Origin of the sequence: Pseudomonas sp. GL-RE-26 (assembly GCF_019956275.1) — a bacterium.
GTDB lineage: Bacteria > Pseudomonadota > Gammaproteobacteria > Pseudomonadales > Pseudomonadaceae > Aquipseudomonas > Aquipseudomonas grandcourensis.
Genome location: NZ_JAHBDI010000028.1, coordinates 17,487 through 32,550 on the forward strand (window position 1 = coordinate 17,487; position 15,064 = coordinate 32,550).

At 58.5% G+C, this 15,064-nt stretch carries 14 protein-coding genes; 7 read left to right on the forward strand and 7 right to left on the reverse strand.

What is annotated here, in order from left to right; all coding sequences use genetic code 11:
• The first annotated feature begins 99 nt into the window (after window positions 1-99).
• Both KGB07_RS17940 and rarD read left to right on the forward strand, forming a co-directional pair.
• Window positions 100-1,113 carry an aldo/keto reductase gene (locus tag KGB07_RS17940; RefSeq protein WP_223466109.1) on the forward strand — a complete coding sequence of 338 codons (1,014 nt, stop codon included), beginning with the start codon at window positions 100-102 and terminating at the stop codon, window positions 1,111-1,113.
• 197 nt (window positions 1,114-1,310) lie between these two features.
• Window positions 1,311-2,192 carry an EamA family transporter RarD gene (gene rarD / locus KGB07_RS17945; protein WP_046043816.1) on the forward strand — a complete coding sequence of 294 codons (882 nt, stop codon included), beginning with the start codon at window positions 1,311-1,313 and terminating at the stop codon, window positions 2,190-2,192.
• Between the two features lie 118 nt (window positions 2,193-2,310).
• On the opposite strand, the gene hppD is transcribed toward rarD, so the two are convergent.
• Both hppD and KGB07_RS17955 read right to left on the reverse strand, forming a co-directional pair.
• Window positions 2,311-3,387: a 4-hydroxyphenylpyruvate dioxygenase gene (hppD, locus tag KGB07_RS17950; RefSeq protein ID WP_223466111.1), complete on the reverse strand. Its 1,077-nt coding sequence runs from the start codon at window positions 3,385-3,387 to the stop codon at window positions 2,311-2,313.
• Window positions 3,388-3,638: 251 nt separating this feature from the next.
• Window positions 3,639-4,583 carry a DMT family transporter gene (locus tag KGB07_RS17955; RefSeq protein WP_223466112.1) on the reverse strand — a complete coding sequence of 315 codons (945 nt, stop codon included), beginning with the start codon at window positions 4,581-4,583 and terminating at the stop codon, window positions 3,639-3,641.
• A gap of 77 nt (window positions 4,584-4,660) precedes the next feature.
• On the opposite strand from KGB07_RS17955, the gene KGB07_RS17960 reads away from it, so the two are divergent.
• The 3 genes from KGB07_RS17960 (at window position 4,661) to KGB07_RS17970 (ending at window position 7,775) form a co-directional block, all read left to right on the forward strand.
• The gene (locus tag KGB07_RS17960; protein ID WP_223466113.1) at window positions 4,661-5,533 is read left to right on the forward strand and encodes a LysR family transcriptional regulator; all 873 of its coding nucleotides are present in this window, start codon (window positions 4,661-4,663) and stop codon (window positions 5,531-5,533) included.
• A 112-nt stretch (window positions 5,534-5,645) separates the two neighbouring features.
• Window positions 5,646-7,178, forward strand: a complete 1,533-nt coding sequence (locus KGB07_RS17965) for an EAL domain-containing protein (protein WP_223466114.1) — start codon at window positions 5,646-5,648, stop codon at window positions 7,176-7,178.
• A gap of 234 nt (window positions 7,179-7,412) precedes the next feature.
• Window positions 7,413-7,775, forward strand: a complete 363-nt coding sequence (locus KGB07_RS17970) for a histone-like nucleoid-structuring protein, MvaT/MvaU family (protein ID WP_008065377.1) — start codon at window positions 7,413-7,415, stop codon at window positions 7,773-7,775.
• A gap of 163 nt (window positions 7,776-7,938) precedes the next feature.
• Here the strand turns inward: KGB07_RS17970 and KGB07_RS17975 are convergent, their stop codons facing one another.
• The gene (locus KGB07_RS17975) at window positions 7,939-8,457 is read right to left on the reverse strand and encodes a DUF4946 domain-containing protein (protein ID WP_223466141.1); all 519 of its coding nucleotides are present in this window, start codon (window positions 8,455-8,457) and stop codon (window positions 7,939-7,941) included.
• Window positions 8,458-8,601: 144 nt separating this feature from the next.
• On the opposite strand from KGB07_RS17975, the gene gloA reads away from it, so the two are divergent.
• Window positions 8,602-9,123, forward strand: coding sequence for a lactoylglutathione lyase (gene gloA, locus KGB07_RS17980; RefSeq protein WP_090455458.1), 522 nt, complete (start codon window positions 8,602-8,604; stop codon window positions 9,121-9,123).
• A 57-nt stretch (window positions 9,124-9,180) separates the two neighbouring features.
• Here the strand turns inward: gloA and ahpF are convergent, their stop codons facing one another.
• From ahpF to KGB07_RS17995, 3 genes are all read right to left on the reverse strand, one after another.
• On the reverse strand, window positions 9,181-10,743 hold the full coding sequence (ahpF, locus tag KGB07_RS17985) for an alkyl hydroperoxide reductase subunit F (protein ID WP_223466115.1): 1,563 nt from the start codon (window positions 10,741-10,743) through the stop codon (window positions 9,181-9,183).
• A gap of 127 nt (window positions 10,744-10,870) precedes the next feature.
• A complete protein-coding gene (ahpC, locus tag KGB07_RS17990) occupies window positions 10,871-11,434 on the reverse strand; it encodes an alkyl hydroperoxide reductase subunit C (RefSeq protein ID WP_007975937.1) in 564 nt (187 codons plus the stop codon).
• A 138-nt stretch (window positions 11,435-11,572) separates the two neighbouring features.
• The gene (locus KGB07_RS17995) at window positions 11,573-12,511 is read right to left on the reverse strand and encodes a site-specific integrase (protein ID WP_046043830.1); all 939 of its coding nucleotides are present in this window, start codon (window positions 12,509-12,511) and stop codon (window positions 11,573-11,575) included.
• A 178-nt stretch (window positions 12,512-12,689) separates the two neighbouring features.
• Here KGB07_RS17995 and KGB07_RS18000 point away from each other — a divergent pair, with 178 nt between their 5' ends.
• On the forward strand, window positions 12,690-13,700 hold the full coding sequence (locus tag KGB07_RS18000) for a DNA-binding protein (RefSeq protein WP_223466117.1): 1,011 nt from the start codon (window positions 12,690-12,692) through the stop codon (window positions 13,698-13,700).
• Here the strand turns inward: KGB07_RS18000 and gorA are convergent.
• On the reverse strand, window positions 13,697-15,055 hold the full coding sequence (gene gorA / locus KGB07_RS18005) for a glutathione-disulfide reductase (protein ID WP_223466118.1): 1,359 nt from the start codon (window positions 15,053-15,055) through the stop codon (window positions 13,697-13,699). The genes KGB07_RS18000 and gorA overlap by 4 nt on opposite strands.
• Between the last annotated feature and the right edge of the window lie 9 nt (window positions 15,056-15,064).

Genomic DNA, 15,064 nt, shown 5'->3' on the forward strand with positions numbered 1-15,064 from the left:
CTCCTACAGTTGATTGGAGTGTGTTTGAGATTTGCGTTTGCTCCCGGCAATGGTTCTGGTATCTGATTGAGCCTTTCCCACTGGTAAAAGGATTTGCTCATGAGCTACCGCACGCTGGGTCATTCGGGTCTGCAGGTGTCCACCCTGACCCTGGGCACCATGATGTTCGGCGAACAGACCAGCGCCGAAGATTCCCTGCGAATCATCGACAAGGCCTGGGACCAGGGCATCAACTTCATCGACACCGCCGACGTCTACACCAACGGCCGTTCCGAGGAGATCGTCGGCGAGGCCATCGCCAGCCGTCGCCATGAATGGGTACTGGCCACCAAGGTCGGCTTCGGTCCCGTGGACGGCGTCCCCAACCGCAGCGGCCTGAGCCGCAAGCATCTGTTCAACGGCATCGATGCCAGCCTGACGCGCCTGGGCACCGACTATCTGGACATCTATTACCTGCATCGCGAAGACCACAATACGCCGCTGGAGGTCACGGTATCGGCCATCGGCGACTTGATCCGCCAGGGCAAGATCCGTTACTGGGGCCTGTCCAACTACCGTGGCTGGCGCATCGCCGAAGTCATTCGCATGGCCGACAAGCTCGGCGTTGACCGGCCGGTGATCAGCCAGCCGCTGTACAACATCGTCAACCGCCAGGCTGAAACCGAGCAGATCACCGCGGCGCAAAACTACGGCCTTGGCGTGGTGCCCTACAGCCCGCTGGCGCGCGGGGTGCTCAGCGGCAAATACGCACCGGATGTAAAACCTGATGCCAACAGCCGGGCCGGGCGCCAGGACAAACGCATCCTGGAAACCGAATGGCGCGTCGAGTCCCTGCGCATCGCCCAGCAAATCCAGCAATACACCCAGGAGCGCGGTGTGGGCATCGTCGAGTTCGCGATTGCCTGGGTGCTGAACAACAGCGCCGTGACCTCGGCCATTGTCGGGCCGCGTACCGAAGCGCAGTGGGACGCCTACACTAAGGCGCAGGCGGTGAAGATCACGGCCGAGGACGAGGTGTTCATCGATTCGCTGGTGACACCGGGGCATGCGTCGACACCGGGGTTCAATGATGTGAGCCATTTTGTGTCGGGGCGTACACCGCGCACTCCCTGAATCAACACAGAACCCATTGTAGGAGCGAGCCTGCTCGCGATAGCGGTACTACATTCAACAGAGATGTTGGCTGAAAGATCGCTATCGCGAGCAGGCTCGCTCCTACAGTTGGACCGTGTTGATTGATTGGTCAATATTCGACGCTAAAACCACGTATCCTCCGCACCCCGTTTCACCTTCAACCTCGCGAGGACAGCTTGTCTAAAGGTATCGCTCTATCGGTTTCAGCCTCGGTGCTGTTTGCCGTCATGTATTACTACACGTCGCTGCTCACCCCCTTGAGCGGCGTGGAAATCTTCGGTTGGCGCATGCTGCTGACTGTCCCGTGCATGACCGTGTTCATGGTGGTGTCCGGGGAGTGGAAACGCGTGCTGGAGATCGTTCGGCGCGCCAAGGCCAATCCGAAACTGATGGGCGCGTTGATCGCCTCCTCTGCCCTGCTCGGTGTGCAGCTGTGGCTGTTCATGTGGGCGCCGTTGAACGGCTACAGCCTCGACGTATCACTCGGCTATTTCCTGCTGCCGCTGACCATGGTCCTGACCGGTCGCCTGGCCTACGGCGAACGCCTGTCCTATCTGCAAAAAGTCGCGGTGGTGTTCGCCTGCCTGGGGGTGGTCAACGAGGTGTATCAGGTCGGTGGTTTTTCCTGGGCGACCTTGCTGGTCTGCATTGGCTATCCGACCTACTTCGTCCTGCGCAAACGGCTGGCGGCGGACAACCTCGGCGGGTTATGGCTGGACATGGCATTGACGCTGCCGGTAGCGTTCTGGTTCGTCCAGAGCGGCGCGCAAGGTTTCGGAGTGTTTGAACAGCATCCATGGTTGTCGCTGTTGATCCCGATGCTCGGCGTGATCAGCGCCTCGGCACTGGTGGTCTACATCATTGCCAGTCGCCTGCTGCCGTTCAGCCTGTTCGGCTTGTTGAGCTATGTCGAACCGGTGTTGCTGCTGGGCGTGGCGTTGTTGCTTGGGGAGAGTATCAAGGCCGGCGAATGGCTGACCTACATCCCGATCTGGATGGCCGTGTTGGTGCTGGTGTTCGAAGGGTTCAAGCATCTGGTCCGCCAGCGCAGACCTTAACGCAAAAAATCGCAGCCTTCGGCAGCTCCTACAGGGAATGCAAACCATGTAGGAGCTGCCGAAGGCTGCGATCTTTTGATCAAAAAAAACCGGTCAACGACCGGTTTTTTACTTTGGATCAGTCAGTGGACAACACACCACGACGAACCTGGTCACGCTCGATGGATTCGAACAGCGCCTTGAAGTTACCTTCGCCGAAACCGTCGTCGCCCTTGCGCTGGATGAACTCGAAGAACACCGGCCCCATCAGGGTTTCCGAGAAGATCTGCAACAGCAGACGCTTGTCGCCCGAATCGGACGAACCGTCCAGCAAAATGCCCCGCGCCTGCAGTTCGCCCACCGGCTCGCCGTGGTTCGGCAAACGGCCTTCGAGCATTTCGTAGTAGGTTTCCGGCGGCGCGGTCATGAAGCGCATGCCGATGCTTTTCAGGTGGTCCCAAGTCTTGAGCAGATCATCGGACAGGAACGCAACGTGCTGGATGCCCTCGCCGTTGAACTGCATCAGGAACTCTTCGATCTGGCCGGCGCCCTTGGACGACTCTTCGTTCAGCGGGATGCGGATCATGCCATCGGGTGCGGTCATGGCCTTGGAGGTCAGGCCGGTGTATTCACCCTTGATGTCGAAGTAGCGGATTTCGCGGAAGTTGAACAGCTTCTCGTAGAAGTTGGCCCAGTAGGCCATGCGACCGCGATACACGTTGTGGGTCAGGTGATCGATGATCTTCAGGCCGGCACCGACCGGATGGCGGTCGACGCCTTCGATGAACACGAAGTCGATGTCATAGATCGAGCTGCCTTCGCCGAAACGGTCGATCAGGTACAGCGGCGCACCACCGATGCCTTTGATCGCCGGCAGGTTCAGCTCCATCGGGCCGGTTTCGATGTGGATCGGCTGGGCGCCGAGTTCCAGGGCACGCTTATAGGCTTTTTGCGAATCCTTGACGCGAAACGCCATGCCGCACACCGACGGACCGTGCTCGGCCGCGAAGTACGAGGCGACGCTGTGGGGTTCGTTGTTGAGGATCAGGTTGATCGCGCCCTGGCGATACAGGTGCACGTCCTTGGAACGGTGGGTCGCCACCTTGGTGAAGCCCATGATCTCGAAGATCGGTTCCAGGGTGTTCGGGGTCGGCGATGCGAGCTCGATGAATTCAAAGCCCATCAGGCCCATTGGGTTTTCGTATAAATCTGCCATGGTCGGCGCCTCATCATTTTTTTATCAATTAACAAAGGTTAGTTGTAAGCAATGCTGAGACCGGTGGGTGGCGCACAGGAGATACCCCGCACACTGCGGGCGAGAAAGTCACCGTAGATCAGTTGAAACCCGAATATCTTCATTTTCGACCCAAGGCTCTTGCGGGCGAGGCTTCTGCTGCCAGAAGACGATTATTATTGTATGCGTAACCCGATTCTACACAGCGTAAATCAGTTTGTCCGCCTTCTGTATCAAATCCCCTTTTTCCATACCCGCGCAAGGGGTTTGTTGCAGAGGAAAATCCCCGCCAGAATCAGCCCGCCACCCAGGCACATGGCCAGCGTCAGCGGCTCATCCAGCAGCAGCGCGCCAAGGATCACCGCCGTCAACGGGTTCAAGGCAATGAACACCCCGGAACGGGTCGCGCCGATCTTGCGGATGCCGTCGTAGTAGCCAATGTACGCCAGCGCCGATCCCAGCACGCCCAGGTACAAAAGGCTCAACCATTGCTGCGTACCCAGTTGGGCGATCGCGGCGACACTCACCTCTCCGCGCACGATGCTGGTGGTCCAGAGCATGACGGTGCCCAGCAGGATCGACCAGGTCACGGTTTGCACCGGTCCCAGGCTGTGGTTCAGCTCTTTGGAGCACAGCGAGTAAACACCCCAGCCGAGGACGCAGCCGAAAATCAGCAGATCGCCGAGCCAGGCACCGGCACCGCCGGCCAGTAGTTGCGGGTCGCGACTGACGATCACCATGCTCGCGCCCGCCATGCAGATTGCAATGCCGACGACTTTGGCCCGGTTCAAACGCTCCTTGAACAGCAGCCAGGAAGCGAGGCCGATCACCGCCGGATTCAGCGCCACGATCAAGGACGCCCGTGAAGCGCTGATGTAATGCAGGCCGTAAAAGAAGCACAGGTTGTAGAAAAAGATCCCGAAAAAGCCAAGCAATGACAGTTGCAGCCATTGCCGGGGGTTGGGCCGGACCAGCGGTGTGCGCGCCATGCTTATAAACAGCAGCAACGCCAGGCTGGCCAGGAGAAACCGCAGGCTGGCCGCCAGTAACGGGCTGAGGCTACCAGCCAGATAGCGTCCGGCGACGAAGGTGCCACCCCACACCATGGTGACCGCCGCCAGTTTCAGATACACCGGCAAATCCGAGGGTTTTGCCAGGCTTTGCTCGCAGATCGTCATGGATTCCAGGACCGGATAGTGGAGAGATGCCGTATCATTCGGCTAATACCCAGTCATCGTAAAATGAGCAAACACTCATGACCCTCACTCAACTGGAGATTTTCTCCCTGGTGGCCGAACTCCACGGTTTCACGGCAGCGGCCAATCGCCTGGGTATTTCCCAATCGGCGGTGTCCCATGCGTTGAAGTCCCTGGAACTGGAGTTGGGTGTCGAACTGTTGCGCCGCCATCAATCCCAGGTCGAACTGAGCGACATTGGCCAGCAGTTATTGCTGCGCGCCCGGGCGATGCTCGGCCTGGCCAACACCCTGCGCCAGGAAGCGGCCGATGCGCGGGGCATGAAACGCGGTACGCTGCGCATCGGCTCCTTCGGCCCGACCTCATCGATCAAATTGCTGCCGTTGATTCTGCAGCAGTACCGCGCCGCCCATCCCGGCATCGAGGTGCATATCGACGAAGGCCCGGACCGCCAAGTGCTCCAGTGGCTGGAGGAACGACGGATCGACATCGGCTTTGTGGTATTGCCCGAGGAGCGTTTCGACACGGTCGCGCTGATCGAAGACCAGATGGTTGCGCTGCTGCCCGCCGGCCACCCGTTGGCGATTCACGACAGCCTGAGCCTGAAGGACCTGTGCGATTTCCCGTTCGTGCTGACCGAGGCCGGTTCTTCGGAGCTGGTTTCACGCCTGTTCACGGCGGCCCGACTGACGCCCAACATCCGTTATCGCTGCTCGCAGTTGATCAGCACCCTGGATGTCGTCGCTCGTGGCGACGCAGTGACGGTGGTTGCCGAAGGTTCATTGCCCGAACAGATTGACCGCCGCTGGGTGAAAAAACCACTGTCGCCGGCAGTGTTGCGGCAGGTCGGCCTGGCAGTGCTCGATCGACGCCAGGCATCACCGGCGACACTGGCCTTTATCAAGCTGGCCGAAAGCCTTGACTTGCGTTGAGCCGCATAACCGCCAACGGCCAACTATCATTGGCCATACCCGAACTCTTCATGGGAGGCGTTTTGCCCTGCCATCATTTGAGAGCCTTATTTCTTCGTGACAGGATTCGCGAATGCCGTTGAAAGCCAAAACCCGCAGTCGCAGAAAAAAAATTGCGGTCACCCTGATCAGTGGATTGCTCCCGGTACTGCTGGGGGCTGCCATTCTTTACCTGCAAGCAGGGCGTGCGCTCCAACAAGACACCCAGCAAACCGCCGAAGAAGCGATTCGCCAGTTCGACCTGATGCTCGACAGCACCGCCCAGGCCGCTCGTGAATTGATACCGCTGGCGGGCCAAAGTTGCAGTGACGTCAAACTGGCGCTGCGCGAGCAGGTCACCCGCCGCCCCTTCGTGCGCTCAACCAATCTGGTGTGGGACAACAACCTCTATTGCAGCTCTCTGTTCGGCGACTACCAGGAGACGGTCAACCCCGGTGACTACACCCAGGGCGCCTTATGGCTCATGAGCGGCAATCCGGTAACGCCCAACACCGCCTTGCTGGTGTACCGCCTGAGCGAAGGAAAAAAAGGCGCGTTGACGACCATCGATGGTTATCACTTGAGCAATATCCTGCGCCTGATCGGCCGCAAGACCTTGCTGTTGCTGCAAGTCGGCCCGGACTGGTTGTCCGCCGACGGCAAGTTTCATACGGGCGCTGCGCCCGAGTTGCCCGTTGCGCAAAGTCGTTTGACCTCCGGGCACTATGCTTTTGCCGTGGAAGCCGGTTTCCCCAAAGGCGAAACCTGGCGCTACATGAGCAGCGAATATCCACCGCTGTTCAGCCTGCTTATTTTCTTTGGTGTGATTGCCGGGGCAATCGGTCACTTCCTGCAAAAGCGCTCGTCGTCACCCACCTATGAAATGCAGCGGGCACTGGAAGCCAAAGAGTTCATTCCGTATTTCCAGCCCGTGGTGCATGGCGACAGCAAAAGCTGGTCCGGCGCTGAAGTGCTGATGCGCTGGCAACATCCGAAGGAAGGCCTGGTGCGTCCGGATCTGTTCATTCCGTTTGCCGAACACTCCGGGCTGATCGTACCGATGACCCGCTCGCTGATGCGACAAACCGCCGCCCTGCTCGCACCGCAATCGGCCAGCTTCAACAAGCCGTTTCACGTTGGCATCAACATCACCGCCAGCCATTGCCAGGACCTGGAACTGGTCAAGGATTGCCGCGAGTTCCTCGATGCCTTCGAGCCGGGCTCGATCCATCTGGTACTGGAGCTGACCGAACGTGAACTGATCGAGCCCACGGCCATTACCCTGCAATTGTTCGAGCAACTTCGCGAACTGGGCGTGAAAATCGCCATCGACGACTTCGGCACGGGCCACTCAAGCCTTGGCTACCTGCGGCAGTTCAATGTCGATTTTCTGAAAATCGACCAGAGTTTTGTCGCCATGATCGGCGTCGACACACTGTCGAGCCACATCCTCGACAGCATCATCGAACTGGCGGTCAAACTCGACCTTGCCCTGGTGGCCGAAGGTGTCGAAACCCGTGAGCAGAGTGATTACCTGAGCGTTCACCAGGTCAACTTCCTGCAAGGTTATCTGTTCGGAAAACCCATGCCCGGCGCGGAATTCATTAGTGCATTAAGCGACCATTAACTCGCGAATTTAATCGCCAAAACAAACGATTAGCCGCACCAATTTGAATCAAAACACTACTGACGTTACATGAAGAAAAAGACAGGATTTACTCTTGGCCAATTAACTACTACAATTTTTCATGCCTGCGCTAAATTGGCAGGTGAGCCACTATCACCGAGTCGCTTCAAGGCTCTTGGCTTATAGCTTTGTTTGCGGTTGGTATCAGCCAAACACACTATTGGAGTAAAGATATTGTCCAGACTCGCTGAATTTCGTGCAGCCGAAAAGGCCCTTCAAGAACAGCTCAAGCAGTTGGAATCCCTGAAGAACGATGCCGGGCTCAAGAAAGAAATCGAATTCGAAGAAAAGCTCCAGGGCTTGATGAAAACCTATGGCAAGAGCCTGCGCGACATCATCGCCATTCTCGACCCTAACCCGGCAAAATCCGGCCTGCAGCAGGCAGCACCTAAAACCCGCCGCGCCCGTGTGGTCAAGGTTTATCAGAACCCGCACACCGGCGAGCTGATTGAAACCAAGGGCGGCAACCACCGCGGCCTGAAAGCCTGGAAAGAACAGTACGGTGCAGCCACCGTTGATTCCTGGCTGCGCGGCTAACTCTCGCGGCGACAAAAAAAGCCCTGCTCTTGCAGGGCTTTTTCATGGGCCATCTAAACCCGAAGGCGGACACCGCACAATTAGCTGATTGCCACCAACTTTGTGCTTAATCCATTTGGATATCTAAAATTTTCTTCATGCATCGAAAAAGCACTGTCGCTTACTAAAGTTTCAAGCTGTTACGGGCTGCGTCTATTTCATCCTGGCTCGCCTTATAAGCCTCGGCCTGCCCTGCGTAGGAAAGAACATAGGCTTTATCGGCATCCACTGCGGCCACCAATGTTTGCGAAAGCACATGCCTGCCGTTTTGCGTGATGGTGCAGGTTGTTTCCAGCGCTGCCAATCGACTCAAGGTAGTCGAATGAATGCGCGTGCAGACACTTTGATACCCGCCCTGAAAGAAGTCTTTTTGAACCGACTTGCGCATCTCCAGCAATACGCCTTCGAGGTTTACCTGATGATCGCTTTGCACCGGGCTCATGGTCAGTTCCATCACCATGAGCGGCGATCCATTCTGATCATTTTTCACCGCCCGCTGGCGACTGACTCCCGACGCCGATTCAGGCACTTCTTCGACCTGCCAGCCTTCCGGCCAGGTGATTACTGGCGCATCGGCGCGAACAACGCCAGCCAGCGAAAACACGCTCAGCAGGATGAACAGCACGTTACGAAATCGAATCATTGCAATGGGCACTCAAGGATCAAGCCGTAAAGTCTGGGCCCAGGCCGGCTGTCAGGCAATAGCGGACTGTTTGGGTTTGGTGATGTCCGAACCCTTGCGTATCATTGTCGCCATTCGTTAGCCCACATATTTCCCGGAGGGCCCATGAGCCTGCACGAATTGAACACCTTCCCCGGCGTCACCGCCCAACCGGACGCCGCTACACAGAAATTTGTCTTCAACCACACCATGCTGCGGGTCAAGGACATCACCAAGTCCCTGGACTTCTACACACGCATCCTGGGCTTTACCCTGGTGGAAAAGCGCGACTTCCCGGAAGCCGAGTTCAGCCTGTATTTCCTGGCGCTGGTGGACAAGAACCAGATCCCGGCCGACGCCGCCGCGCGCACCGAGTGGATGAAATCGATCCCCGGCATCCTGGAGCTGACCCACAACCACGGCACCGAGAACGATGCGGATTTCGCCTACCACAATGGCAACACCGACCCGCGCGGTTTCGGCCACATCTGCATCTCGGTACCGGACATCGTCGCCGCCTGCGAACGCTTTGAAGCACTGGGCTGCGATTTCCAGAAACGCCTGAGCGATGGCCGCATGAAGAGCCTGGCGTTCATCAAGGACCCGGACGCCTACTGGGTCGAGATCATTCAGCCAGCTCCGTTATAAAGCAAAATAAAAAACCCCATGATCACTCATGGGGTTTTGAGTTTTCAGCGCCTGGGATTATGCCGGGGCGGAAGTCCGGATCAAGTGATCGAAAGCGCTCAGGGAAGCCTTAGCGCCCTCGCCCACCGCAATCACGATCTGCTTGTACGGCACGGTCGTCACGTCGCCAGCGGCGAACACACCCGGCACCGACGTTTCACCGCGAGCGTCGACGATGATCTCGCCACGGGGCGACAACTCGATGGTGCCTTTGAGCCAATCGGTGTTGGGCAGCAGTCCGATCTGCACAAAGATCCCTTCCAGTTCCACACTGCGCAATTCATCGCTCTGACGATCCTTGTAGCGCAGACCGTTGACCTTCTGGCCGTCGCCGGTGACTTCAGTGGTTTGCGCACTGGTGATCACGGTGACGTTCGGCAGGCTGTGCAACTTGCGCTGCAACACCGCATCGGCACGCAACTGCACGTCGAACTCCAGCAGCGTGACATGGGACACGATACCGGCCAGGTCGATGGCCGCTTCGACGCCGGAGTTACCACCACCAATCACCGCCACGCGCTTGCCCTTGAACAGCGGACCGTCGCAGTGCGGGCAGTACGCAACGCCTTTGTTGCGGTATTGCTGCTCACCCGGCACGTTCATTTCACGCCACCGTGCGCCGGTTGCGAGGATCACGGTCTTGGCCTTGAGCTTCGCGCCGCTGGCGAAGTGGACTACGTGCAACTCACCTTCTTTGCCAGTGATCAATTTGTCTGCGCGTTGCAGGTTCATGATGTCCACGTCGTACTGCTTGACGTGTTCTTCCAGGGCCACGGCCAGTTTCGGCCCTTCGGTTTCCTGCACCGAGATAAAGTTCTCGATGGCCATGGTATCCAGCACCTGCCCACCAAAACGCTCAGCCGCGACACCTGTGCGGATGCCTTTACGGGCCGCGTAGATCGCCGCCGAAGCACCGGCCGGGCCACCGCCGACCACCAGCACGTCAAAGGCATCCTTGGCGCTAATCTTCTCGGCCTGGCGTTCGATGCCGCTGGTGTCGATCTTGGCGAGGATTTCCTCCAGGCCCATCCGACCCTGGCCGAAGTTCACACCGTTGAGGTAGATGCTTGGGACCGCCATGATCTGGCGCTCATCGACTTCGGCCTGGAACAATGCACCGTCAATGGCGACGTGGCGAATGTTCGGGTTCAGTACCGCCATCAGGTTCAGTGCCTGGACCACGTCCGGGCAGTTCTGGCAGGACAGCGAGAAGTAAGTCTCGAAGTTGAACTCGCCCTTGAGCGAGCGGATCTGTTCGATCACTTCGACACTGGCTTTGGACGGGTGGCCGCCGACTTGCAGCAAGGCCAGCACCAAGGACGTGAATTCGTGGCCCATCGGGATGCCGGCGAAACGCAGGCTGATATCGGCGCCCGGGCGATTGATCGAGAACGACGGCTTGCGTGCATCATCGCCGTTGTCGAGCAAAGTAATCTGGGTGGAAAGACTGGCAACGTCTTTCAACAGTTCGAGCATTTCCTGGGATTTCGCACCGTCGTCGAGGGAAGCAACGATCTCGATCGGCTGGGTGACCCGTTCCAGGTACGATTTCAACTGGGCTTTAAGATTGGTGTCCAACATACGGGCGATTTCCTTGAATTCTTGAGACAAAAAAACGCCCGAGCGAATCTCGCCCGGGCGTTTTTATTGGGCGGTGCAGCTTGCTTAGAAGGTGCGGAAGTCCGCCCTGATGAAGCGCGTCACAGACTTAGATCTTGCCGACCAGGTCCAGGGACGGTGCCAGAGTGGCCTCGCCTTCTTTCCACTTGGCCGGGCAAACCTGGCCTGGGTGAGCGGCGACGTACTGGGCAGCCTTGATCTTGCGCAGCAACTCGGAAGCGTCACGGCCTACACCACCGTCGTTCAGTTCAACGATCTTGATCTGGCCTTCAGGGTTGATCACGAAGGTGCCACGGTCAGCCAGGCCTGCTTCTTCGATCAGCACGTCGAAGTTGCGGGAGATGGCGTGGGTCGGGTCGCCGATCATGGTGTACTGGATCTTGCCGATGGCTGGCGAAGTGTTGTGCCAGGCAGCGTGGGCGAAATGGGTATCGGTGGAAACGCTGTAGATCTCGACGCCCAGCTTCTGGAACGCGTCGTAGTTGTCGGCCAGGTCTTCCAGTTCAGTCGGGCAGACGAAGGTAAAGTCGGCCGGGTAGAAGAACACCACAGACCACTTGCCTTTGAGGTCAGCGTCCGAGACTTTTACGAAGTCGCCATTTTTGAATGCGTCAGCTTTGAAGGGTTTAACTTGGCTGTTGATGATAGGCATCGTTGACTCTCCGTCAGGGGTTAAGAAGTTGATGGAGAGAACTTTACCCACTCGACGGACGGTTGGCTCATTGGCAAACCTGATGCTGCTGATTGGCTTTCGCTATTAGCCAGCGGTATTAATAGAAGAAAACGGTATCTAGGGTGACACGGGCTTTTCCGTGATGCGCGCCATGCCGAGGAACGGACTGGCCTCGATGTAACGCATGGCCGACTTCATGTCCTTCCAACCCACATAGCTCATCAGCGACTTCAGGTCCCAGCCACTCTGATGCGCCCAGGTGGCAAAACCGCGACGCAAGGAGTGGCTGGTATAAAGCTCGCCGGCAATACCTGCCCGCGCCAACGCCTGACGCAATAACGGAATCACGCTGTTGGCGTGCAATCCCTCCTCGCCCAGATGCCCCCAGCGGTCGATGCCACGGAACACCGGCCCACGCACCAGTGCTGCCTCGGTAATCCAGTCGATATAAGCCTGCACCGGACACAAGCGTTGCAAGGCCGGCGTATGGTAGGTCTTGCCGAGGTTGTCGCGATCACTCTTGCTGCGCGGCAGATAGAGACTGATGCCGGAACCGGCGTTGGCCTGCACGTGTTCCACCTGGAGCCGGCACAACTCATCACTGCGAAAGCCCCGCCAGAAGCCCAGCAGGATCAGGGCCATGTCGCGCCTGGCCCGCAGTAGACCCGGTCGGTCGCCTGCGACCCTGGCTGTCTGCACTTCTTGCTCCAGGCAACTGACCACCTGCTCCAGATGTTGAAGCTGCAAGGGTTCGGCTTGTTTTTCCTGGGCCGGGTGCAACGCGCGAATGCCCTTGAATACCTTGCGCACCACTGGCGCCTTGGTGGGATCGGCAAACCCCTGGCTGTTGTGCCACTGCGCCAATGCCGACAAGCGCAGTTTCAGTGTGTTGATCGACAACACTCCGGCATGGGCCACCAGGTAGCGCGCCACGCTGTCGCCGGTGGCCGGCAGAAAACCGCCCCACGTGACTTCGAAATGCTCGATGGCTGCGCGATAGCTGCGACGGGTGTTGTCGCGCGTCGCCGCTTGCAGGTAACGATCCAGCTCGGTCATGGGGTCAACTCTTGAATTCATACCGCTTTGACGGGTCAAAAACCGGTACTGGGTGCATCACACGGGGTAATACCAGTATATCCCGTGTTAGTTACGTTCAGTATTTAACTTTATAAATTGAATGGTACAATGTGTATTTACGTGGTACGTACCACATCATCAAAACCCTGGAGATCTCATGGCACGCGGCGGTGTAAATAAAGCGGTGGTTCAAGCCGCTCGGTTGGCGATCCTCGCCCGCGGCGAAAACCCCAGCATCGATGCCGTACGGATCGAGATGGGCAATACCGGCTCGAAAACCACGATCCATCGCTACCTCAAGGAACTCGACGACAGGGTCGAACCTGTCGACGCACCGACAGAACCGATCGACGACGAACTGATGGCGCTGGTGGCGCGGCTCGCGCAACGACTCAAGGAGCAGGCGCAGGAGCCCATCGACCAGGCGCGCACGCAGTACGAGGACCAACGCAAAGCGCTGGATAACCAGCTCAGCGAAGCGCAAGAGGCCAACAGCGAACTGCACCAGCAATATGAATTTCAAAGCCTGGCGCTGACCCAGGAGTCCGAGGCCCTGCAAGAAACCCGTGCCATGCTGCAAACGGAGCAAACCCGCAACGCCGGGTTGAACCAGGCGCTGGCCGATTTCGAACTGCGCTTGAAGGACAAGGACGAGCAGATCCGCTCCCTTGAAGAAAAACACCTGCACACTCGCGACGCGCTGGAGCACTACCGCAATGCGGTCAAGGAACAGCGCGAACAGGAAATGAGCCGCCACGAAGGCCAGGTGCAACAGCTACAGATGGAACTGCGCCAGGCACAACAAAGCGCGCTGGTACGCCAGGATGAAATCACCCAGCTGCACCGCGACAATGAACGCTTGCTGACTGAAAATCGCGGCACGCTGCGCGAACTGAGCCTGCTGCAAGAACAGCTCAAGCAAAGCAATACCCGCCAGGATCAATTGCTGGAGCAGGCCACTCGCGTCGACGGCGAGCGCACCCTCCTCCAGGAACGCCTGCGCGTCGCCCTGCTGGAAAGCCAGGCACTCAAGCAGAACGTCGATGAGCAGTCGCAACTCAACAGGTCACTGGAAATGGATCTGGCCAAGACCCGGGCGGATCTGGAAGAGCGCGTACGTCTGGCCGCGACCCTGGCGGCAGCGGCAGACGCAGCGAAGGACGCTTAACCGGCGACCGGCGTACGCATGGTGACGAACTCTTCAGCGGCCGTCGGATGCACCCCGATGGTTTCGTCGAAGTCGCGCTTGGTGGCGCCGGCCTTCAAGGCAATTGCCAGGCCCTGGACGATTTCACCGGCTTCCGGGCCGACCATGTGGCAACCCAAGACCTTGTCGGTCCTGGCGTCCACCACCAGCTTCATCAGCGTGCGCTCCTGGCATTCGGTCAGGGTCAGCTTCATCGGCCGGAAGCGGCTTTCGAAGATCTGCACCTCGTGGCCGGCTTCGCGAGCCTCTTCCTCGGTCAAACCGACGGTGCCGATGTTCGGCAGGCTGAACACCGCCGTCGGGATCATCTTGTAATCCACTGGACGATACTGCTCTGGCTTGAACAGGCGCCGTGCAACCGCCATGCCTTCAGCCAGGGCCACCGGAGTCAGTTGAACACGACCGATCACATCGCCCAGCGCCAGGATCGACGGCTCGGCGGTTTGATACAGCTCATCAACCTCGACAAAGCCTTTCTTGTCGAGTTTGACCCCGGTGTTTTCCAGCCCCAGGTTGTCCAGCATCGGACGACGGCCCGTGGCGTAGAACACGCAATCGGCTTCCAGCTGGCGACCATCCTTGAGCGTAACATTCAGGCTGCCATCGGCCTGCTTGTCGATGCGCTCGATGTCCGTATTGAATTGCAGGTCCATGCCGCGCTTGGTCAACTCTTCCTGCAAATGCTTGCGCACGGAACCGTCGAAGCCGCGCAGGAACAACTCGCCGCGATACAGCAGCGTGGTCTTGGCACCCAAACCGTGGAAGATCCCGGCGAACTCGACCGCAATGTAGCCACCGCCCACCACCAGCACACGCTTGGGCAGCTCTTTGAGGAAGAACGCCTGGTTGGAACTGATCGCATGCTCGTGCCCCGGAATCTCCGGAATCTGCGGCCAGCCACCGGTAGCGATCAGGATATTTTTGGCGGTAAAGCGCTCGCCATTGATCTCGACCTGATGCGGATCGACGATCTTCGCGTGCCCCTCATGCAAGGTCACGCCACTGTTGACCAGCAGGTTGCGATAAATGCCATTGAGGCGATTGATCTCGCGGTCCTTGTTGGCGATCAATGTCGGCCAGTCGAACTGCGCTTCATCCAGGCTCCAGCCAAAACCCGAAGCCTGCTCGAAGTCTTCGGCGAAATGCGCCCCGTAGACCAGCAATTTTTTCGGCACGCAGCCGACGTTCACACAGGTCCCGCCCAGGTAGCGGCTCTCGGCCACGGCCACTTTCGCGCCGAACCCGGCGGCAAACCGCGCAGCCCGCACACCGCCGGAACCGGCACCAATCACATAAAGGTCAAAATCGTAGGCCATTTTCAATCT